Below are 20,596 nucleotides of genomic sequence, written 5' to 3' on the forward strand. Positions count from 1 at the left end.
GAGTAGCACAGCATGCGCAAGAAGCTCTTTCTCGGCCTCGGCCTTGGGATGTCCCTGCTCGCCCACCTCGCCGCGGCGCAGGACAAAGTGACCCTCGCCACCAACTGGCGGGCCCAGCCCGGGCACGGCGGCTTCTACCAGGCGCTGGCCGACGGCACCTACAGGAAGTTCGGCCTGGACGTGACCATCCAGCAGGGCGGGCCGCAGGTGAACAACCGGCCCATGCTGCCGGCGGGCCGCGTGGACTTCCTCATGTCCGGCAACATGCTGCTGCCCTTCGACAACCTCAAGGCCGGCGTGCCCACCGTGGTGGTGGCGGCCTACTTCCAGAAGGATCCGCAGATCCTCATCGCGCACCCGGGCCAGGGCTACGAGAAGTTCACCGACCTGACCCGCGCACCCACCATCCTCATGGCCAAGGACGGCCAGATCAGCTACTTCCAGTGGATGAAGAAGGCCTACGGCTTCCGCGACGAGCAGGTGCGACCGTACAACTTCAGCCTGTCGCAGTTCCTGGCCGACAAGAAGGCGGTGCAGCAGGGCTACGCCACCTCCGAGCCCATCTCGGTGGAGGCGCAGGCCGGCTTCAAGCCGCTGGCCTTCTCGCTGGCCGACGCGGGCTGGTCCACCTACGGCATGGTCATCGAGACGCGCAGGGATCTGGTCGGGAAGGAGCCCGACCTGGTCAGGCGCTTCGTCGAGGCCAGCAACATCGGCTGGTACAACTACCTCTACGGCGACCGCACGGCAGCCGACAAGCTGATCCGCGAATCCAACCCCGACATCACGCCCGAGTACACGGCCAAGTCCATCCCGATCCTGCGCGAGCACATCGACAGCGGCGACGCGCTCGCCAAGGGCATCGGCGCGATCGACCCGCAGCGCATCAAGGACTTCCACGCCAAGACCGTGGAGGCCGGCCTGTTCACCGCGGGCCAGATCGACCCCGAGGCCTCCTACACCACCCAGTTCGTGAACAAGGGCACCGGCCTGGACGTGCGCAGGCAGCTGACCGGCGGCAAGTGATGAAGAAGAACGAGAAGTGAGCCAAGCATGAGCCAGACGCGCATCCTCACCCTGCGGGTGGCGCGCATCACGCGCCAGACGCCCGAGATCCTCGGCTTCGAGCTGGCGCATCCGTGGGGCCGGGAACTCCCCGCCTACGAGGCCGGCGCCCACATCGACGTGCACATGCCCGGCGGCTTCTCGCGCCAGTACTCGCTGGCGCAGGCGCCGCACGTGGCGGACAACCGCTACCTGATCGGCGTCAAGCGCGAGCCGGCGGGCCGCGGCGGCTCGGCCTCTATGCACGAGCGCGTGCGCGAAGGCGACCTGCTGCCGGTCGGCGAGCCGCGCAACACCTTCACCCTGGCGCCCGGCGCGGCGCACCACATGCTGCTGGCCGGCGGCATCGGCATGACGCCGCTGCTGGCGATGGCGCAGACGCTCGCGGCGCGCGGCGAGCGCTTCACGCTGTGCGTGTTCGCGCGCAGCCCCGAGCACCTGGCCTTCGCCGACGCGCTGGGCGCCTCCTCGCTGGCGCCGCACGTGCGGCTGCACTTCGACGAGGGCGGCACGCCGGCGCAGAAGATCCGCCTGGCCGAGCTGCTGGCCGCGCCCGCCGCCGGCTCGCACCTGTACATGTGCGGCCCGGCGGGCTTCATGCAGGCGGTGCGCGGCGCGGCCGGCGAATGGCCCGAGGACAACATCCACGCCGAGTACTTCGCGGCGCCCGACGGCATGGTCGCCTCGACCGGCCGGCCCTTCACGCTGCGGCTGCTCCAGCGCGGCATCAGCGTGCCGGTGGCGGCCGAGCAGACCGCCGTGGAGGCGCTGCACGACGTGGGCATCGACATCCCGGTGTCGTGCCAGCAGGGCCTGTGCGGCACCTGCGTGGTGCCGGCCGAGGGCGACGGCGCCGAGCACCGCGACTTCTGCCTCAGCGGCACCGAGCGCCGCCACAAGGTCGCGCTGTGCTGCTCGCGCGCCAGGGGCGACCAGTTGAGCCTGCACATCTGACGACAATGCCGCGGATGGCCAACGCGAAGCCGCACCGTCACTCGCCCGAGGAACTGCACGCGCCTGCGCCGGGCAGCGAGGCGCTGCAGCAGCGCGGCCGCTCGCGCAAGTACGCGCAGGTGATGGCGCAGATCCACGCCGCCGCCATCGAGGTCTTCGCCAGCGAGGGCCCGGCGGGCGCGACGACGCAGGCCATCGCCGACCGCGCCGGCCTCTCGAAGGCGCAGCTGCACTACTACATCGAGACCAAGGACGCGCTCTACCGCGAGGTGATCCAGGACATCCTGGACGACTGGGTGGCGGTCTTCGGCTACGGCGACGAGGCGCTGGGCCCACGCAAGGTGCTGGGCGACTACATCCGCCGCAAGATGGTGTTCTCCTTCGAGGAGCCGCTGCGCTCGCGCATCTTCACGGCCGAGATGATGCGCGGCGGCCCGGTGGCGCTGCCGCTCATGGGCGGCAGCGGCCGCCGCACGTGGCAGGCCGACTCCGTGATCCGCAACTGGATCCAGGCCGGCCTGATGGCGCCGGTGGACCCGCTGCTCTTTCTCTTCCACATCTGGGCGATCACGCAGTTCTACGCGGACCAGGCCGCCCAGGTGCACCTGTTCCTGCCGGGCGAGCTGGACAGCGCCGAGGGGCGCCAGCGCCTCATCGACGAGGCGACGCTGCACATCTTCCGCGCGGCGGGCATCGAGGCCGCACCGCCCGGCGCGCCGGCCTGAGCCTCAGCGCCGCGGCAGGTACATCGTCGCCTCGACCTCGACCAGCACCTCGTCGCCGGGCAGGAAGCGCGACACCTCGACCACCGTGCTGACCGGCGGCTCGCCCGGATAGAACAGGCCGCGCACGCGGTTGTAGGGCGCGTAGTCGCGCAGGTGGCGGAAGTACTGCACCAGCTTCACCACGTCGTCCATGGTCCCGCCATGCTCCGCCGCGAGCTGGCGGATGCGCTCCAGAACGAACCAGCTCTGCGCCACGATGGCCGCCTCGAACACGTCCACCGACATCTGGCCCGTGACGTAGCCCAGGCCCTGCAGGGCCGTGCGCGCGTGCTCGGGCAGTTCGTCGTAGTGCGCGACGGCGCGGCGCGTGGCCGGATTGGTGGCGACCACGCCGCTCATGAAGACGAAGTCGCCCACGCGCTTCGCGGCGGCGTACCTGGCCATGGGGGTTCCGGTGTTCATGCGGGCATCTCCAGAAGGCGTCCGGCGCGGATCACCCGCCGGGCGCGGCCGTGCGGGCCGATGAGTTCGTATTCGCTGCGCGCGGCCAAGCACAGCAGGTCGGCGGGGCAGCCTTCGTGCAGGCGGCCGTCCCAGGCCAGGCCCAGGGCACGCGCGGGGTTGGCGGTGATGGTGTCGATCCAGTCCAGCGCGGGCGCCAGGTGTGCGGCCTGCACGCCCAGGCCGAAGGCGTCGAGCAGGTCGTAGCCGCCGTAGGGATAGAAGGCATCCTGCACGTTGTCGGTGGCCAGGCTCGTGCCGACGCCGGCCGCGCGCGCCTCGCGCAGCCGGGTGATGCCGCGCGGCACGGGCGTGCGCTCCCAGGCGCCCTGGAGGTAGAGGTTGGTGCTGGGCAGCGCCACCAGGTGCAGGCCGGCGCGGGCGCACAGCGCCAGCGTGGCTTCGGCCTCGTCGTCGGGCTGGACCGACAGCGAGCAGGCATGGCCGCAGACCACGCGGCCCTGCATGCCGTGCTCCAGCGTCATCTGCGCGATCAGGGCGAGGCCCTGCGCGTCCCGGTCCAGACCCTCGTCGACGTGGAAGTCGAGCGCCAGCCCGTGCTGCGCCGCCAGCGCGAACACGCGCCGCAGCCTGGCTGCCAGGTCGGCGTTGCGGTAGACGAAGGCGCCGAGCACGCCCCCGGCGCGCCGCACCTCGCGCGCGATCCGCGCACCGGCCGCCTCGTCGGCGTACACGTCCAGCGGCGTGAGCGCGACGAACTGCAGCTCGATCCGCCCGCGCCAGGCCTCGCGCAGCGCCTCCAGCACGGCCAGCGAGGCCGGCGGCGCGGCGCCGCCCCAGTCCAGGTGGGTGCGCAGCGCGCGGGTGCCGAAGGCCCACGCCTCCTGCAGCGCGCGCTCCATGCGCGGCCGCAGGGTGGCGCCGCTCCAGCTTGCGCGATGCGCCTCCATGCGCCGGATGGCGCTGAACAGGTCGCCCTGCGCGCCGCCGGTTTCCTCCACGGTGTAGTTCTTGTCGATGTGCGCGTGCGCCTCGACGGGTGCGCTCAGGAGCAGGCCGCGCGCGGGCTGCGCGCTGGGCCGGATCGCGGCGACGCGGCCACCTTGCAGCGCCACGTCGAAGACCTCGACACCGCCCGCGTCGAAGGCGCGCAGCGCGCGGGGGATGTGCAGGGCGGTCAGTTCCACGCGCAGGGGCTCAGCGCCACGCGGGCTCGTTGGCCAGCCGCGCGAGCGGAAAGCGGTCGACTTCCTGCAGCAGTTGCACGAAGCGCCGCCCCACGTGGTCGAGCACCGCCGCGCCCTTCTGCGCCGTGGCGCGCGAGGCATCGCCGGCCGCCCCCCAGGGGTTGATGTCGTGCATCTGCCAGCCAAGCTTGCCGCTGGGCGTGATCGAGAGGAAGCTGTTCTCCGCCGCGAGGTCCTGTGTCATCGAGTGGAAGTTTCGCAACTGGCCGTGCTGCACGTCGTCGGGGGCGACGTGCATCATGATCGAGGATTCGAGATCGCCCGCGTGGATGCCGTGGCGGCCCTCCTCCTCGGTGAACATGCCCTGCGGCAGGCCCAGCGTGTACCAGTTGGCCGCCACCACCATCATGCCGTGCGCCTCGCGCAGGTCGCGCGCGACGATGTCCATCGGCGCCATCTGGCCGCCGTGGCTGTTGTAGAGCACCAGCTTGCGCACGCCGGCGCGGGCCACGCAGGCGCCGATCTCCATCCACAGCGCGATCAGCGTGCTGGCCGAGACCGTCAGCGTGCCCGGATAGCGCGAATGCTCGTTGCTCTTGCCGTAGGGCACGGTGGGCAGGAAGAGCACGGGCAGCTCGCCGGGGAGATAAGGCAGGCAGGCCCGCACCATCGCGTCGATGGTCACGGTGTCGGTGGACATGGGCAGGTGCGGCCCGTGCTGCTCGGTGGCCCCCACGGGCAGCACGGCGATGAGGCGCTCCCGGTCGAGCCGCGAAAACTCCTCGCTCGTCAGGTCGGACCAGTAGCGTGTGCGCAGTTTCATGGGATCGGGCGTGTGGGGTGGAGAAGATCGAAATTTATCCAATCGGTCAAGAAAGGGGGAGCGGGACAACCCACACCCGAGTGGGGCCGGTGGGCTTTGGCGGCGCCTGCACGGGCACGGCCCCGCCCGGCGGGCGCCGCTACAGTGGCAGGCCATGACCGCCGCCGCATCCACCGTCCGCGAGGCCGTGCAAAGCCGCCTGTCGGTACGCGCCTTCCTGCCCGACCCGGTTCCGCCCGACATCATCCGCCAGGTGCTGGAGGACGCCGCCCGCGCGCCCAGCGGCGGCAACCTCCAGCCCTGGCACGTCGACGTGCTGGCCGGCGGCACGCTGGCGCGCTTCAAGGCGCTCATGCAGGCACGCCTGGCCCCCAATGCCGAGCCCGAGACGCCGGCCTACGACGTGTACCCGCCGCAGTTGCCCTCGCCCTGGCGCGAGCGGCGCTTCCGCGTCGGCGAGGACATGTACGCGCTCCTGGGCATCCCGCGCGAGGACAAGCCCGCCCGCCGGCGCTGGTTCGCCAACAACTTCGCCTTCTTCGGCGCGCCGCTGGCGCTCATGTGCTCGGTCGACCGGCGCATGGGGCCGCCGCAGTGGTCCGACCTGGGCATGTTCCTGCAGACCGTGATGCTGCTGCTGCGCGAACGCGGCCTGGACAGCTGCGCGCAGGAATGCTGGGCCTTCCACCCGCAGACGGTCGGCCGCTTCCTCGGCTGGCCCGACGAGCGCATGATCTTCTGCGGCATGGCCATCGGCCGGCGCGACCCGGAGCACCCCGTCAACCGGCTGCGCAGCGAGCGCGCCCCGCTGGACGAGTGGCTGCGCTTTCACGACTGAGACCCGAGGAGACCGAGACATGAGCCTGCGCATCGTGCGCCTGGGCAGCCCGCGCGCCGAAGGCGAAGGGCTGCGCATCGGCACCGTGCGGCGCCCGCCGCGCGGGGTGCCCAAGAGCGAGTTCGCCAGCGGCGACTGGTACGACGTGTGGTTTCCCGAGCTGGCGCCCTCCGCCGAGACGGTGAAGCAGGCGCAGGCCGCGCAGACGCCCGCCGAGTGGAAGGCCTTCCAGCGCCGCTACCGCAGCGAGATGAACGAAGCGCACGCCAGCCACAGCCTGGACCTGCTGGCGGCCCTGTCGCACCGCAGCGCGCTGTCGGTGGGCTGCTACTGCGAGAACGAGGCGCACTGCCACCGCTCCGTCCTGCGCGAGCTGCTGGCCGAGCGCGGCGCCGACATCGTGGATTGAGAAAGTGCTGCCGGTGACATCGACCCCCTCCCCCTCCCCCTCCCTCGCCCCGCTGGCCGGCGTGCGCGTGCTCAGCCTCGCGCTCAACCTCCCGGGCCCCGCCGCCCTGCTGCGCTGCCGCGCCATGGGCGCGCACTGCCTCAAGCTGGAGCCGCCCTCGGGCGACCCGATGCGCCTGTACCAGCCCCGCGCCTACGCCGACCTGCACCAGGGCATCGAGGTGCGCGAGGCCGACCTCAAGACCGCGCCCGCGCAGGCCGCCCTGCGCGAGGAACTGGCCCGCACCGACGTGCTGCTCACCTCCTTCCGCCCCTCCGCGCTGCGCAAGCTGGGCCTGAACTGGGAGGTCCTGCACGAACGCCACCCGCGGCTGGCGCAGGTCGCCATCGTCGGCGCGGCCGGCGCGCGCGCCGAGGAGCCCGGCCACGACCTCACCTACCTGGCCGATGCCGGGCTGGTGGCGGGCACCACGCTGCCGCCCACGCTGTTCGCCGACATGGCCGGCGCCCTGATGGCCGCCGAGGCGGTGCTGCAGGCCGTGCTGCACCTGCGCACCCACGGCGCCGGCACGTGCGTCGAGGTGGCCCTGCACGGCGCGGCCGAGTGGCTGGCGCTGCCGCGCACCTGGGGCCTGACCACGCCCGACGGCGCCGTGGGCGGCGCGCATGCCGGCTACCGCGTCTACCCCTGCGCCGACGGCCGCGTGGCGGTGGCCGCGCTGGAGCCGCACTTCGCCCGGCGCCTGGCCGAGGCGGCCGGCCTGGACACGGCCGACCTGGGCGCGCCCGCCGCGCACCGCGGCGTGGCCGCGTGGATCGCCGGCCGCACGCGGGCCGAGCTCGACGCGCTCGCGGCGGAGCGCGACATCCCGCTGCACACGCTCCCGCCCGAGCCAGCGCCGCAATGACCGCGACACGGGTTTTTGAGCCACATCAAACCACCAGCGTGCAATCGGCCCACACTCGGCAGCATCGAACCACCACAAGGAGCCTTCCATGTACCAACGCATCCTGGTCCCCATCGACGGCAGCGCCACCTCGCGCAAGGGCCTGGACGAAGCGGTCCGCCTGGCGAAGCTCACCGGCGGGCAGCTGCGCCTGATCCACGTCGTCGACGAGCTGTCGCTGGCGGCCGGCATGGGCGGCTACGCCGGCCCCATCGAGGGCTGGACCGAGCAGTTGCGCGACGCCGGCCAGAAGGTGCTGGACGAGGCCGCCGCCACCGCCAAGGCGGCCGGCGTCGCCTGCGACACCGCGCTGCACGACAACATCGGCGCCCCCGTCACCGACGTCGTGCTGCACGAGGCGCAGGCCTGGCCGGCCGAGCTGCTGGTGATCGGCACCCACGGCCGCCGCGGCGTGGGCCGCATGCTGCTGGGCAGCAGCGCCGAGACCATCGTGCGCGCGGCCACCGTGCCGGTGCTGCTGATCCGCGCGCCGGAAGAGGCGGCCGCGCCCGAGCAGGAGGAAAGGCGCACCATCCGCGTGAGCCTGCCCACCGCCGCGCTGAAGATCGAGTAGGCCCGGGCACCGCCGCCGCGCGCCGGCGGCCTATCTCCTTCGCGGGATCGGCAGCGCTGTTGACGTTAGTTCACAATTCTGCGCGCCAATGCCCGCCGACGCCGCGCCCCTGCTCGCCCCCGAGCACATCGCCCTGATCGACAAGGGCGTGTCGGCCATCGTCGCCTCGCGCGACGCCGCCGGGCAGCCGAGCCTGATGCGCGCGGTCGGCACCGCCATCCGGGCCGACGGCCGCCACGTCACGGCCTACCTGTGCCGCAGCCAGTCGCGCCAGCTCCTGCAGGACATCGCCGCCACCGGCCAGGTGGCCGTCGTGTTCAGCCAGCCGCTGAGCCACCGCACCGTGCAGCTCAAGGCCGACGGCGCCGCGCTGCGGCCGGCCAGCGAGGACGACCTGCCGCACCTGACCCGCTACCGCGCCTCGATGGTGGAGGAGATCGCCGCCGTCGGCTTCGAGGCGCGCTTCGTGCACGCCATGCTGGACTTCGCGCTGGACGACCTGGTGGCCGTCGAGTTCGCGCCCGGGCAGGCCTTCGACCAGACCCCCGGCCCGCGCGCGGGCGCCGCGCTGCCGGCCGGGACCGCATGAACGACGACGCCGGCGTCACCGCCCTGCGCGCCTGCTTCGAGGGCGCCATCCCGGCCATGATGGCCACCTGCGCCGCCGACGGCACGCCCAACGTCGCCTACCTCTCGCAGGTCTACTACGTCGATGCGCAGCACGTCGCGCTGTCCTTCCAGTTCTTCAACAAGACGCGCCAGAACATCCTGGCCAACCCGCGCGCCACCGTGCTGCTGACGGACCCGGGCACCTCGGGCTTCCACCGCCTGCACCTGCGCTACCTGCGCACCGAGACCGAGGGCCCGCTGTTCGAGGGCATGAAGGCGCAGCTGGCCGGCATCGCCTCGCACGCCGGCATGGCCGCGGTGTTCCGCCTGCTCGGCGCCGACGTGTACCGCGTCGAACAGGTGGAGCCGGTCGCCGGCCGGCGGCTGCCGCCCCCGCCGGCGCGCACCGGGCTGCTGGCCGCCGTGCGCCGCGCGGCCGAGCGCTTCGCGCAGTGCACCGGCACCGACGAGCTGCTGCGCGCCGCCCTCTCGGTGCTGACCGACCACCTCGGCGTGCGCCACGCCATGGTGCTGGTGCACGACGCCACGGCGCAGCGCCTCTACACGCTGGCCAGCACCGGCTACGCGACTTCCGGCGTGGGCTCGGAGATCCCGCTCGGCCACGGCGTGATCGGCGTGGCCGCACGCGAGCGCGCCGCCGTGCGCATCGGCCACATGACCAACGCCGCCAGCTACAGCCATGCGGTGCGCAGCAGCATCCGCGCCAGCGCGCCCGAGCTGGCGCTGGAGACGGAGATCCCCTTCCCCGGCCTGCCGGCGCCGCGCAGCCAGGTGGCGCTGCCCATCGTCTCGGCCGGGCGGCTGCTGGGCGTGCTGTTCGCCGAGAGCGAGTGCGACATGGCCTTCAATTTCGAGGACGAGGACGCGCTGGCCGCCATCGCCGGCCACCTGGGCGCGGCGATGGACCTGCTGCAGGCGGCGGACGAGCCCGTGCCCGAGGACGCAGCCGCCCCGCTCCCGGGCACCTGCCCGCCGGCCGCCGGCGGAGCGCCGCTGGCCGTGCGCCGCTACGCCGCCAACGACAGCGTCTTCATCGACGGCCGGTACCTCATCAAGGGCGTGGCCGGCGCCATCCTCTGGAAGCTGCTGCGCGAATACACCGGCGACGGCCGCACCGACTTCAGCAACCGCGAGCTGCGGCTGGACCCGTCGCTGCGCCTGCCCGAGGTGGCCGACAACCTGGAGGCGCGCCTCGTGCTGCTGCAGCGCCGGCTGCTGGAGCAGTGCCCGCAGATCCGGCTGGAGAAGACCGGGCGCGGGCGCTTCCGGCTGTGCCTCGCGCGGCCGGTCGCGCTGAGCGAGGGCGCGTAGCGGCGTTGTTCAGCCCGGCAGCGCCAGCGCCGCGGCCAGCTTGTCCCATTCGCGCCCGGCCAGGTGCGGGCGCACCACCTCCAGCGCGGCGGCGAAGGCCGGCACCGGCGCATGGGCCCGCATGTCGCGCAGCATGGCTGCGCGCTCGGCCGGGTTCATGAAGGGCACCAGCCAGCGCAGGGTGAACATCATCTCCTCCGGCGGGATCGAGGCCACCAGCGCGTCGTGGATGGCGACCAGCTCCGCATCGGTGTAGCGGGCCCACAGCACGGCGTTGTGCGCCGTCTCCTCGACGTGCATGTGCTCGAAGTTGTGGGCGATGAAGAGCGAGACCTGCCGGTACAGCGCCAGCGCACCCGCGGCGCGCGCTTCCTGCGGGCAGTGCAGCAGGCCCGTGGCCAGCGCCGCCAGGCGGGCGATCTCCGCTTCGTGCTGCGCATGCTCGTGCGCGATGGCCTCGCTGGCGCCGGCGGCGCGCGCCTCGATGGCGGCGTGGACGAACTCGTTCTCGTGCTGCAGGTGGCCCCGGCAGAAGTCCAGCAACTGCTGCAGCTTCTGCGTGCCCTCGGCCAGCTCCAGCGCATCTTCCGGGTCCATGCGGCCGAGGGTGAGCAGGGTGTCGGCCATCATGGCCCGGATGGCCTTGTGGATGCCGGCATAGAGATCGAAGCGCGGCGCGGCGGCCGCTTGCGCGCAGGCCACGGCCTGCAGTTCCTGGGGAGCGATGTGCATGGTGGATGGTTCGGAAAAAGGCAGCATCCGTGCGTGGGGCGACATGCCTTGCGTGCTGCTGGAGGCAGTCTAGGAAGCGCCCCCGCGCCGCGCCGCTAAGAATTGCTTAACGGCTTGCTAAGAACTTCTTAAGCGCGCGGCACGGCGAGAATCCGCCGCTGAAGAGGGACGCGAGGACATCCACATCCGCCATGACCAGGACAGGCACCATCCACCGCTGGGACGCCGCGCGCGCCTTCGGCTTCATCCGCGGCGACGGCGGCGGCGCGGAGGTCTTCTTCCACGTGCGCGACTGGCAGGGGTCGCATCCGCCGCAGCCCGGCGCCCGGGTGCGCTACGAGGAGATCCACGTGGGCGGCAAGGGACCACGCGGCATGGCGGTGGTGCCGGCATCGGGCACCGCAGCCCGCCCTGCCCCGGCGCGGGCGGCTCGCCCGGCCGCTTCGGCGCGAAACCAGGCCCGCAACAACGCGCGGCGGCCGGCCGCCTCCGGCGGGCAGGCGTGGATCTGGCTGGCCCTGCCGGCCTGGACGGCGGTGCTGGCAACGGGCATCGCGATGGGCCGGCTGCCTTCGTGGGCGGCCGGGGCGCTGCTGGCCCTCAACCTCGTGACCCTTGCCGTCTACATGGCCGACAAGGCCGCCGCGCAGAGCAACACCCGGCGCACGCGCGAAAGCACGCTGCACCTGCTCTCGCTGCTGGGCGGCTGGCCGGGCGCCCGGCTGGCGCAGGGGATGTTCCGGCACAAGTCGAGCAAGGCGTCCTTCCAGCAGGCGTATGCCGCCACGGTGCTGGTCAACCTGGCGCTCAGCGCCGGCTGGGTCTTCTGGGGCGCGAGCCGCTTCGCGGCCCTGCACTGACCGTCGGGATTCAGGGCTTCCTGCGCGCCGCCCGCGGCTTGCCGGGGCCGCTGCCCGTCTCTCGCGGCGGCAGGCCGGTGTGCTGCGTGAGCAGCGTGCCCTTGCGCGGCGCCGGCGTGGAGTTCTTGCGCCGCGCGCTCTGGTAGCCGCCGTCCGTGGCCGGCTGGAAGCTCGGGATGAGGTGCTGCTTGCCGTTGCCGATCAGGTCGGCCCGGCCCATGCTTTTCAGCGCCTCGCGCAGCAGCGGCCAGTTGTTCGGGTCGTGATAGCGCAGGAAGGCCTTGTGCAGCCGGCGGCGCTTCTCGCCGCGCACCACGTCCACCGATTCCTCCTCCACGTCGCGCATCTCGCGCCGCACCTTGGTCAGCGTGTTGCGGCCGGAGTGGTACATCGCCGTGGCGGTGGCCATGGGGCTCGGGTAGAAGGTCTGCACCTGGTCGGCGCGGAAGCCGTTGCGCTTGAGCCAGACCGCCAGGTTCATCATGTCCTCGTCGCGCGTGCCGGGGTGCGCGGCGATGAAGTACGGGATCAGGTACTGCTTCTTGCCCACCTCGGCACTCGCCTGCTCGAACATGCGCTTGAAGCGGTCGTAGCTGCCGATGCCCGGCTTCATCATCTTCGCGAGCGGGCCCTGCTCGGTGTGCTCCGGCGCGATCTTCAGGTAGCCGCCCACGTGGTGCTGCACCAGCTCCTTCACGTACTCGGGCGACTTCACCGCCAGGTCGTAGCGCAGGCCCGAGCCGATCAGGATCTTCTTGATGCCCTTCAGGCCCCGCGCGCGGCGGTAGATCCTGATGAGCGGGCCGTGGTCGGTGTGCAGGTTCTGGCAGATGCCGGGATACACGCAGCTGGGCTTGCGGCAGGCGGCCTCGATCTCGGGCGACTTGCAGCCCAGCCGGTACATGTTGGCCGTCGGGCCGCCCAGGTCGGAGACGATGCCGGTGAAGCCCTCGACCTTGTCGCGGATCTCCTCGACCTCGCGGATGATCGATTCCTCGCTGCGGCTCTGGATGATGCGGCCCTCGTGCTCGGTGATGGAGCAGAAGGTGCAGCCGCCGAAGCAGCCGCGCATGATGTTCACGCTGAAGCGGATCATCTCCCAGGCCGGAATCTTGGTGGCACCGTCGTGGCGGCCGTGCTCGTCGGCGTAGCGCGGATGCGGGCTGCGCGCATACGGCAGGTCGAACACGTGATCCATCTCGGCGGTGGTGAGCGGAATGGGCGGCGGGTTGATCCACACGTCGCGCGCCGTGGCGCCCTCGCCGTGCGCCTGCACCAGTGCGCGGGCGTTGCCGGGGTTGGTCTCCAGGTGCAGCACGCGATTGGCATGGGCGTAGAGCACCGGGTCGGCTCTCACCTGCTCGTAGCTGGGCAGGCGGATCACGGTGCGCTCGCGCGGCGGGGCCTTCAGGCGCACGGCCGGGTTGGCGATGAAATGGATGGGCTGCGCGCCCGCAACCGTTCTCGCTGAGCCTGTCGAAGCGCCGCTCCGGGCTTCGGCAGGCTCAGCCTGAACGGTCTGTCGGGCATTGGCCGCGTCGGCGGCAGCCTGCGCCTCGTCCTCGCGCGCGCAACTCTGGCCCTGCGCCTTCGCCTGCTCCGAGACCATCAGGTAGGGGTTGACGTGCGCGTCCACGCGGCCGGGCTGGTCCACCTCGGTGGAATCGATCTCGAACCAGCCTCGGGCCGAATCGTCGCCCTGGCGGCGCACGAAGGCGGTGCCGCGCACGTCGGTGATGCGGTGCACCGGCTCCCTGGCGGCGATGCGGTGCGCCACCTCGACGATGGCGCGCTCGGCGTTGCCGTACAGCAGCAGGTCGCACTTGCTGTCGAGCACGATGGAGCGGCGAACCTTGTCGCTCCAGTAGTCGTAGTGGGCGATGCGGCGCAGGCTGCCCTCGATGCCGCCGAGCACGATCGGCACGTCGGGGAAGGCCTCGCGGCAGCGCTGGCTGTAGACGATGGCGGCGCGGTCGGGCCGGGCGCCGCCGGCGTCGCCGGGCGTGTAGGCGTCGTCGCTGCGGATCTTCCGGTCGGCGGTGTACCGGTTGATCATCGAATCCATGTTGCCGGCCGTCACGCCCCAGAACAGGTTGGGCCGGCCCAGTGCCTTGAAGGGCTCGGCGCTGGTCCAGTCGGGCTGCGCGATGATGCCCACGCGAAAGCCCTGCGCCTCCAGCACGCGGCCGATCACGGCCATGCCGAAGCTGGGGTGGTCCACGTAGGCGTCGCCGCTGACGATGACGATGTCGCAGCTGTCCCAGCCAAGCTGCGCCATCTCCTCGCGCGAGGTCGGCAGGAACTTCGCCGTGCCGAAGCGATGCGCCCAGTACCTGCGGTAGCTGGTGATCGGCTTCGCGGCGCGCGCGAAGAAGGAGACGTCGACGGGGGCGTTCATGCGGGGCGTGTGGGGCAGCCCGGCGTCCGGCGCAGGCAACGGGCGATTGTAGAAGTCCGGCGCCTTCCTGTCGCCCTTGCAAGGCATTCACCACACTGTCCGGCCAGGCCATATATTTGCCTTTGTCAATTTATTTAGATGACTATGGCAAACGAAATCGATGCTACGCAGGTCAAGGCGCTGCGCCGCTTCAACCGCTTCTTCACCCGCCGCATCGGCGTGCTGGACCCGTACCTGGCCAGCGATCTCTCGCTGACGGACGTGCGGGTGCTGTACGAGCTGGCGCACCGCGAAGGCCTGACGGCGACCGTGCTGCAGCGCGAGCTGGGGCTGGACGGCGGCTACCTCAGCCGCATCCTCAAGCGCTTCGAGGCGGCCGGCTGGCTGCTGCGCACGCCCAGCCCGAAGGACGCTCGGCAGAGCCTGCTGGCGCTGACGGAAGCCGGCCACGCTGCCTTCGCGCCGCTGCAGCAGAAGTCCCGCGACGAGGCGGCCGCGTTGCTCGCCGGCCTGGCCCCCGGCCAGCGCCAGGAACTGGTGGCATCGATGGAGCGCATCGAGTCGCTGCTCGGCGCCGAGGGCGTGCCCGCGCCCGCCCCGACGCGCACCGTGGTCCTGCGCGACCCGGTGCCGGGCGACATCGGCTGGGTCGTGCAACTGCACGGCGAGCTGTACTGGCGCGAGTACGGCTGGAACACGGAATTCGAGGCGCTGGTGGCCGACATCGCCGCGCAGTTCGTGCGCAAGTTCCAGCCGCAGTGGGAGAAGTGCTGGATCGCCGAACTGGACGGCCGGCGGGTGGGTGCGATCTTCGTGGTGCGCAAGTCGGCCACGGTGGCGCAGCTGCGCATGCTGATCCTCTCGCCCGAGGCGCGCGGCCTGGGCCTGGGCGCGCGGCTGACGGACGAGGCCATCGCCTTCGCCCGCGGCAAGGGCTACCGCCGGATGGTGCTGTGGACCAACAGCAACCTCACCGCCGCGCGGGCGATCTATTCCCGGCGCGGCTTCGTGCTCGACAAGTCGGAGCCCTACGAGGGCTACGGGCAGAGGCTGGTCGGCGAGACCTGGTCGCTGCGGCTGTAGCGGCCGGGCTCGGTGTCTTCCCGGCTTGCCCGCCGCGCGCGCCGGCGCCTAAGGTCGGCCGATGCACTGCCCTTCCCCTGCCGGCCGCCGCCGGCCCTGACGATGGACCCGGCGACCGCCTCCGCCATCCTGGCGCGCGCATTGCGCTCGCTCGCCGCCGGCCGGCCCGAGATGGCCGCGCACGACGCCGAGATCCCCGTGCGCCACTACCTGGACGCCGACCGCTTCGCCCGCGAACTGCGGACGCTGCGCCGCCATCCGGTGCCGATCGCCGCGGCCGCCGACCTGGCGCAGGCCGGCGACCACGTGGCGGCGCATCGCCTGGGCGCCCCCCTGCTCGCGGTGCGCGGCGACGACGGCGTGCTGCGCGCCTTCCTGAACGTGTGCCGCCATCGCGGCGCGCAGGTCGTGCCGGACGGCCAGGGCCGCGGCGCAAGGCGGTTCGCCTGCCCCTACCACGCCTGGACCTACGGCAGCGACGGCACGCTGCGCGGCCTGCCGCAGCGCGACGGCTTTCCCGGCCTGGACATGGGCGCCGCCGGCCTGCGCCCGCTGGCCGTGGCCGAGGCGGCCGGCGTCGTGTGGGTGCTACCCGACCCGGACTGCGCGGGCCACGACCTGCGCGCGCAGCTCGGCCCGCTGGCCGCCGAACTGGACGCGATGGGCTTCGGCATGCACGTGCCCTTCGCGCCGCGGCGGCTCGAACTGCGCTGCAACTGGAAGCTGCTGGTCGACGGTGCCTTCGAGGCGTACCACTTCAAGACCGCGCACCGCGACACCATCGCCTCGATGTTCGCGGACAACCAGCAGGTGATCGACGAGTTCGGCCCGAACCGGCGCCTGTACCTGGTCAAGGCCGGCCTGGACACACGCACCGCGCCGGCGCCGGCGGACTTCCGGCCGCGCGAGCACGGCAACCTCATCTACTTCTTCTTTCCCGGCACGGCGATCCTGGTGCAGGGCGACCATGCCCAGTTGAGCCACTGGGAGCCGATCGCCCCCGACCGCACGGCGGTGCACGAGCTGACGCTGCTGCCCGAGGCGCCGGCCGGCGACAAGGCGCTGCGCCACTGGGAACGCAATGTCGCGCTGTACCGGCGCACGCTGGCCGAGGACTACGCGCTCGCGGAATCGATCCAGGCCGGGCTGGCCAGCGGCGCCAACGAGGCGCTGCGCTTCGGCCGCTTCGAGTTCGCCGCGCCGCGCTTCCATGCGCAACTGGAAGCGCTGTGCACGGCCGGGGCGCCTAGCGGCGCTCGATGAGCTGGCCGCGCAGTTCCCCGCCCGGGTTCTGCGCGGTGTGCAGGTTCAGGTACCAGCGTCCGGCCAGCAGGTCGCCCGCCTGCACCGGCGTGAGCTGGATGCGGCCCTCGTAGGGGTTGGGGAACGGCGGGTTGAGCGTGATCACCGGCGCCGCGTTGGCGCCCACGTCCGCCGGCCCGTGGAAGTGCGCCGTGGTGATCGGCCCGCTGAGGTTGGAATAGCCGATGCGGAAGCGGAACAGGCCGGTGTCGCGGTCCAGCACCGCGTCGACCGTGCCGGTGCCCATGCTGTAGACCGGCGGCACCTCGTTGCGGCCGTCCAGGCGGGTGCTGAAGGCGGCCAGCTGCGGCTCGCGCACCGGCGCGGGCGCCGACGTCACCGGCGGGGGCGGTGGCACCGGCGTGGCCTGCACCGGCGGCGGCACGGCCGGGATGGTCTGCACCGGCGGCGGCGCCGGGTACGGCGTCTGCGGAGACGGCGGGTAGGGCTGCCGCGCGGAGGGCGGCTCGTCCAGCGAGACCGAGGTACAGCCGGCCAGCACCATCGCCGCCAGGGCGGCAAGGCCCGCGCCGCGGCGGGTGGCAGGCGACACGAACGACGAACGGAGGGAGGACGGTTGGGCGCTCATGGCCGCAACCTTATCACCGCCGCGCCCCGCATCGTCCACCCGAAGCAGCTTCAGCCCGGCGCGCCGGGGTGGCGCACCCGCGCCGCGCCCGGCTCGGCCAGGTCGTAGGTGGTCACGCCGCCGGCCTGCGCGTGGGGCCGCAGCCATTCGGGGTGGTCCAGCGTGCGGCACATGTCGTGCATGCCGGCCTGCCAGTGGTCTTCCACCGTGATGCGGGAGAACTCGTAGTCCTTGGACTCCAGCTCGTAGGGCTTGTGGCGGTAGATCAGGTGCACGATGTCGATCGGCTCGCTGCGCAGATGCCCGCACAGGGCGGCGACCTCGGGTTCGTCGCGCAGGTGCAGCGGCAGGCGGTCCAGCAGCGCGGCCAGCGCCTGCTGCAGGTTGACGTTGGCCGCCAGCGCGTCGGTGTTCATGCGGGTGCGGCTGGAGTACTGGATGTCCTTCTGCCGCATCGCCACGTCGCCCAGCGTGCGCGGCAGGGTGCCGCGGGCGCTGAACAGGTCCACCTGAAGCACCAGCAGGCGCCGCGTGCGCAGGTGCTCGTCCAGCACGTATTGCAGCGGCGTGTTGGAGACGAGGCCGCCGTCCCAGTAGTCCTCGCCGTCGATGTGCACCGGCGGAAAGCCCGGCGGCAGCGCGCCGCTGGCCATGATGTGCTCGGGCCGGATCGCCACGCTGCCGTTGTCGAAGTACACCGAGTTGCCGGTGCGCACGTTCACCGCGCCGACCGAGAAGCGCATGCCGCGCTGATGGTTGATGCGGTCGAAGTCCACCAGCCGCTCCAGCGTGGCCTTCAGCGGCGCGGTGTCGTAGTAGCTGAGCACCGGCGCCGCGGGGCCGAGGAACAGGGCCGGCGTCATGCGCGGCTCGAAGAAGCCGGGGATGCCGGCCACCATCGCCGAGGCGGCGCTGAACTGGTTCAGCCAGGTGCGCTCGCCCGCCCAGCCCGGCAGCATCTGGCCGGCGCCGGAGGACACCAGGCGCCAGAACTCGCGCAGCCGCTCGACGCGCCGCGCCGGCGGGTTGCCGGCGATCAGCGCGGCGTTGATGGCGCCGATGGAGACGCCGGCGACCCAGTCCAGGTCTTTGTGCTGCTCGAACAGCGCCTCGTACACCCCCGCCTGGTAGGCGCCGAGCGCGCCGCCGCCCTGCAGCACCAGCGCCTTGACGGCGGAGGCCGTCGCGTCGGCCGGCGAGGCGGCCGCGGGCTGCGGCCGGGACGCCAGGGAAGACGAGGACGCACGCGCCGGCGGGCGCGGTGAAGTTCTGCGGGTCGAGCTCATGCGCCCATTGGACACGGCCGGCCGGAAGGATTCCAATGTGGACAGCGTCCAGCGATCCTGCTATTGTTTGTGGACGGCGTACACAAAATGCGATCGCGCAGTGTTGCTGCCGCTTTTCCCTCCTCTCTTTTTCCCACCCAGGAGCCCCCATGCAGATCCAGCCCTATCTCTTCTTCGAAGGCCGCACGGAAGAGGCCATCGAGTTCTACAAGAAGGCCCTCGGCGCGCAGGTCGAGATGCTGATGCGCTTCAAGGACGCGCCGCCCGACCCGGAGGGCGCGAACAGCGACGCCGGCGGCTGCGCCCCGGCGCCCGCCGACATGGACAAGGTGATGCACGCCAGCTTCCTCGTGGGCGGCCAGCGCATCATGGCCTCCGACGGCATGAACTCCGGCAAGGCCGAGTTCAAGGGCATGGCGCTGTCGCTCTCGTACCCGACGGACGCCGAGACGAAACGCGCCTTCGACGCGCTGGCCGACGGCGGCCAGGTGCAGCAGCCGCTGGTCAAGACCTTCTTCTCCTCGGCCTTCGGCATGGTGGCCGACCGGTTCGGCATGAACTGGATGGTGATCACCGACACGGGCAACCCGCCGGCATGACGGCCGCCGCCCCCGACGCGCGCCGCCGCTGGCTGGCGCTGGTCGTGCTGTGCCTGGGCGAATTGATGATCGTGCTCGACACGACGATCGTGAACGTCGCCCTGCCCTCCATCCGCACCGACCTGGGCTTTTCCGAGACCGCGCTGGTGTGGGTGGTCAACGCCTACATGCTGACCTTCGGCGGCTTCCTGCTGCTGGGCGGACGGCTGGGCGACCTGTACGGGCACCGGCGCCTGTTCCTCGCCGGGCTGGTGCTGTTCACCGCGGCCTCGCTGGCCTGCGGCGTGGCGGCCTCGCAGGCGGTGCTGGTGGCCGCGCGCGCCGTGCAGGGCCTGGGCGGCGCGGTGGTCTCGGCGGTCGCGCTCTCGCTGATCATGAACCTCTTCACCGAGCCGGGCGAGCGCGCCAGGGCGATGGGCGTGTACGGCTTCGTCTGCGCCGGCGGCGGCAGCGTGGGCGTGCTGCTGGGCGGCATGCTCACCAGCCAGCTGAGCTGGCACTGGGTCTTCCTGGTCAACCTGCCGATCGGCCTGGCGGTGTACGCCTTCGGCGCGGCACTGCTGCCGGCCTCGCGCGCGGCCGCGGCCGACGCGCGGCTGGACGTGGCGGGGGCTGTCACCGTCACCCTGTCGCTGATGCTGGCGGTGTATGCCGTGGTGGGCGGCAACGAGGCCGGATGGACCTCGCCGCGCACGCTCGCGCTGCTGGGCGCGGCGGCGGCGCTGATGCTTCTGTTCCTCGCCATCGAATCGCGCGTGGCGCATCCGCTGGTGCCGCTCGCGCTGTTCAGGCTGCGCAACGTGGCGGTGTCCAACGTCACGGGCGTGCTGTGGTCGGCCGGCATGTTCGCCTGGTTCTTCCTCTCGGCGCTGTACATGCAGCTGGTGCTGGGCTACACGCCGATGCAGGTGGGCCTGGGCTTCCTGCCGGCCAACATCATCATGGCGGCGCTGTCGCTGGGGGTCTCGGCGAAGCTGGTGATGCGCTTCGGCGTCCGCCGGCCGCTGGCGGCCGGGCTGGCGCTGGCGGTGGCGGGCCTGGCGCTGTTCGCGCACGCGCCGGCCGGCGGCAGCTTCATGCTGGACGTGCTGCCCGGCATGCTGCTGCTGGGCGTCGGCGCGGGCATCGCCTTCAACCCGATGCTGCTGGCGGCAATGAGCGACGTGGCGCCGTCCGATGCGGGGTTGGCCTCGGGCGTGGTCAACACCTCGTTCATGCTCGGCGGCGCGCTGGGGCTCGCGGTGCTGGCGAGCCTGGCCTCGGCGCGCACGGCGGCGCTGGGCGCGGCGGGCGCGGACCCGGTGCAGGCGCTCAACGGCGGCTACCAGTGGGCCTTCCTCGTCGGCGCGGTGTTCACGGCCGTCGCCGCGCTGCTGAGCGGTATGCTGCTGCGCACCCGGCTGCAGCCCGGCGCACAGGCGCTGGCCGCTCACTGAATCGCTCCTCCTCCCCCCGCATGTCCCCCAGCTTCCTGATCACCGAAGATGTTGATTTCCATCCAGAACTGACCCACTTGGCCCGGTAATTTCCATCCAAATCTGACCCACGTAAGAACCCTAACCTGCTGCTTTTGGTGGCAGGAGCAATAGGAGTGATTGACGTGGCGACACTGAGTGTCATCAGACGTTGGGCCTTGCGCGAGCAACTGTCCATCCGCGAGATAGCCCGGCGCACGGGCCTGTCTCGCAATACCATCAAGAAGTATCTGCGCGCGGAGGCGGCCGAGCCGCGCTATGCCAAGCGTGTGAGTCCGAGCAAGCTTGACCCCTATGCCGAGAAGCTCTCGGCCTGGCTCAAGAGCGAAGCATCCAGGTCTCGCAAGC

Annotated in this window: 22 protein-coding genes; 15 read left to right on the forward strand and 7 right to left on the reverse strand. The window is 72.0% G+C overall.

The annotated features are described in order from the left end of the window. Nucleotides 1–12 precede the first annotated feature (12 nt). Genes Q392_RS17320 through Q392_RS17330 form a run of 3 tightly spaced genes read left to right on the forward strand, consistent with a single transcriptional unit; the run spans nucleotide 13 to nucleotide 2,744 of the window. Nucleotides 13–1,026: an ABC transporter substrate-binding protein gene (locus tag Q392_RS17320; RefSeq protein ID WP_038210436.1), complete on the forward strand. Its 1,014-nt coding sequence runs from the start codon at nucleotides 13–15 to the stop codon at nucleotides 1,024–1,026. A gap of 27 nt (nucleotides 1,027–1,053) precedes the next feature. Continuing rightward, a complete protein-coding gene (locus Q392_RS17325; protein ID WP_038210437.1) occupies nucleotides 1,054–2,019 on the forward strand; it encodes a PDR/VanB family oxidoreductase in 966 nt (321 codons plus the stop codon). A 14-nt stretch (nucleotides 2,020–2,033) separates the two neighbouring features. Then, nucleotides 2,034–2,744: a TetR family transcriptional regulator C-terminal domain-containing protein gene (locus Q392_RS17330; RefSeq protein ID WP_051953614.1), complete on the forward strand. Its 711-nt coding sequence runs from the start codon at nucleotides 2,034–2,036 to the stop codon at nucleotides 2,742–2,744. A gap of 3 nt (nucleotides 2,745–2,747) precedes the next feature. On the opposite strand, the gene Q392_RS17335 is transcribed toward Q392_RS17330, so the two are convergent. The 3 genes from Q392_RS17335 to Q392_RS17345 are packed head-to-tail and all read right to left on the reverse strand — an operon-like array spanning nucleotide 2,748 to nucleotide 5,216. Then, on the reverse strand, nucleotides 2,748–3,206 hold the full coding sequence (locus tag Q392_RS17335) for a RidA family protein (protein ID WP_038210439.1): 459 nt from the start codon (nucleotides 3,204–3,206) through the stop codon (nucleotides 2,748–2,750). After that, entirely contained in the window at nucleotides 3,203–4,393 is a 1,191-nt protein-coding gene (locus Q392_RS17340) for an amidohydrolase family protein (RefSeq protein ID WP_038210441.1), read from the reverse strand. Before Q392_RS17340 ends, Q392_RS17335 begins: the two co-directional genes overlap by 4 nt. A 10-nt stretch (nucleotides 4,394–4,403) precedes the next feature. Then, complete coding sequence (locus tag Q392_RS17345; RefSeq protein ID WP_038210443.1) at nucleotides 4,404–5,216, reverse strand: creatininase family protein; 813 nt, start codon at nucleotides 5,214–5,216, stop codon at nucleotides 4,404–4,406. A 154-nt stretch (nucleotides 5,217–5,370) separates the two neighbouring features. On the opposite strand from Q392_RS17345, the gene Q392_RS17350 reads away from it, so the two are divergent. The 6 genes from Q392_RS17350 to Q392_RS17375 all read left to right on the forward strand — a co-directional run bounded on the left by Q392_RS17350 (nucleotide 5,371) and on the right by Q392_RS17375 (nucleotide 9,924). Beyond that, a complete protein-coding gene (locus tag Q392_RS17350) occupies nucleotides 5,371–6,054 on the forward strand; it encodes a nitroreductase (RefSeq protein WP_038210444.1) in 684 nt (227 codons plus the stop codon). A gap of 19 nt (nucleotides 6,055–6,073) precedes the next feature. Then, entirely contained in the window at nucleotides 6,074–6,463 is a 390-nt protein-coding gene (locus Q392_RS17355) for a DUF488 domain-containing protein (protein WP_038210446.1), read from the forward strand. Nucleotides 6,464–6,470: 7 nt separating this feature from the next. Beyond that, nucleotides 6,471–7,370 (forward strand): CoA transferase, encoded by a 900-nt coding sequence (locus tag Q392_RS17360; RefSeq protein ID WP_051953627.1) that lies wholly within the window; start codon nucleotides 6,471–6,473, stop codon nucleotides 7,368–7,370. An 88-nt stretch (nucleotides 7,371–7,458) separates the two neighbouring features. After that, nucleotides 7,459–7,983 carry a universal stress protein gene (locus tag Q392_RS17365; protein ID WP_038210447.1) on the forward strand — a complete coding sequence of 175 codons (525 nt, stop codon included), beginning with the start codon at nucleotides 7,459–7,461 and terminating at the stop codon, nucleotides 7,981–7,983. Nucleotides 7,984–8,071: 88 nt separating this feature from the next. After that, nucleotides 8,072–8,572: a hypothetical protein gene (locus Q392_RS17370; protein WP_038210449.1), complete on the forward strand. Its 501-nt coding sequence runs from the start codon at nucleotides 8,072–8,074 to the stop codon at nucleotides 8,570–8,572. Further along, nucleotides 8,569–9,924: a GAF domain-containing protein gene (locus Q392_RS17375; RefSeq protein ID WP_038210450.1), complete on the forward strand. Its 1,356-nt coding sequence runs from the start codon at nucleotides 8,569–8,571 to the stop codon at nucleotides 9,922–9,924. The genes Q392_RS17370 and Q392_RS17375 overlap by 4 nt, the downstream gene beginning before the upstream one ends. A gap of 9 nt (nucleotides 9,925–9,933) precedes the next feature. Here the strand turns inward: Q392_RS17375 and Q392_RS17380 are convergent, their stop codons facing one another. Beyond that, entirely contained in the window at nucleotides 9,934–10,656 is a 723-nt protein-coding gene (locus Q392_RS17380; RefSeq protein ID WP_038210479.1) for a hemerythrin domain-containing protein, read from the reverse strand. 191 nt (nucleotides 10,657–10,847) lie between these two features. On the opposite strand from Q392_RS17380, the gene Q392_RS17385 reads away from it, so the two are divergent. Continuing rightward, nucleotides 10,848–11,516, forward strand: a complete 669-nt coding sequence (locus Q392_RS17385; RefSeq protein ID WP_038210452.1) for a cold shock and DUF1294 domain-containing protein — start codon at nucleotides 10,848–10,850, stop codon at nucleotides 11,514–11,516. 10 nt (nucleotides 11,517–11,526) lie between these two features. Here Q392_RS17385 and Q392_RS17390 read toward each other — a convergent pair whose 3' ends face one another. After that, complete coding sequence (locus Q392_RS17390; RefSeq protein ID WP_038210480.1) at nucleotides 11,527–13,914, reverse strand: YgiQ family radical SAM protein; 2,388 nt, start codon at nucleotides 13,912–13,914, stop codon at nucleotides 11,527–11,529. Between the two features lie 138 nt (nucleotides 13,915–14,052). On the opposite strand from Q392_RS17390, the gene Q392_RS17395 reads away from it, so the two are divergent. After that, a complete protein-coding gene (locus tag Q392_RS17395) occupies nucleotides 14,053–14,997 on the forward strand; it encodes a bifunctional helix-turn-helix transcriptional regulator/GNAT family N-acetyltransferase (RefSeq protein ID WP_038210456.1) in 945 nt (314 codons plus the stop codon). 102 nt (nucleotides 14,998–15,099) lie between these two features. Further along, a complete protein-coding gene (locus Q392_RS17400; protein ID WP_038210458.1) occupies nucleotides 15,100–16,260 on the forward strand; it encodes an aromatic ring-hydroxylating oxygenase subunit alpha in 1,161 nt (386 codons plus the stop codon). Here Q392_RS17400 and Q392_RS31375 read toward each other — a convergent pair. Together Q392_RS31375 and Q392_RS17410 are read right to left on the reverse strand one after the other, a co-directional pair. Beyond that, nucleotides 16,244–16,888 carry a CHRD domain-containing protein gene (locus Q392_RS31375; RefSeq protein WP_169748312.1) on the reverse strand — a complete coding sequence of 215 codons (645 nt, stop codon included), beginning with the start codon at nucleotides 16,886–16,888 and terminating at the stop codon, nucleotides 16,244–16,246. The two genes, Q392_RS17400 and Q392_RS31375, sit on opposite strands and share 17 nt — an antisense overlap. A gap of 50 nt (nucleotides 16,889–16,938) precedes the next feature. Further along, nucleotides 16,939–18,174 carry a DUF3734 domain-containing protein gene (locus tag Q392_RS17410; RefSeq protein WP_084217143.1) on the reverse strand — a complete coding sequence of 412 codons (1,236 nt, stop codon included), beginning with the start codon at nucleotides 18,172–18,174 and terminating at the stop codon, nucleotides 16,939–16,941. A gap of 149 nt (nucleotides 18,175–18,323) precedes the next feature. Between Q392_RS17410 and Q392_RS17415 the strand changes: the two genes are divergently transcribed. The 3 genes from Q392_RS17415 to Q392_RS32030 form a co-directional block, all read left to right on the forward strand. Continuing rightward, on the forward strand, nucleotides 18,324–18,773 hold the full coding sequence (locus Q392_RS17415; protein ID WP_038210461.1) for a VOC family protein: 450 nt from the start codon (nucleotides 18,324–18,326) through the stop codon (nucleotides 18,771–18,773). Next, nucleotides 18,770–20,209 carry a DHA2 family efflux MFS transporter permease subunit gene (locus Q392_RS17420; protein ID WP_038210465.1) on the forward strand — a complete coding sequence of 480 codons (1,440 nt, stop codon included), beginning with the start codon at nucleotides 18,770–18,772 and terminating at the stop codon, nucleotides 20,207–20,209. Before Q392_RS17415 ends, Q392_RS17420 begins: the two co-directional genes overlap by 4 nt. 155 nt (nucleotides 20,210–20,364) lie before the next feature. After that, the coding region (locus tag Q392_RS32030) for a helix-turn-helix domain-containing protein (RefSeq protein WP_157008041.1) at nucleotides 20,365–20,596 on the forward strand (232 nt) is incomplete at its 3' end.

It is taken from the genome of Xenophilus azovorans DSM 13620 (assembly GCF_000745855.1).
Lineage (GTDB): Bacteria > Pseudomonadota > Gammaproteobacteria > Burkholderiales > Burkholderiaceae_C > Xenophilus > Xenophilus azovorans.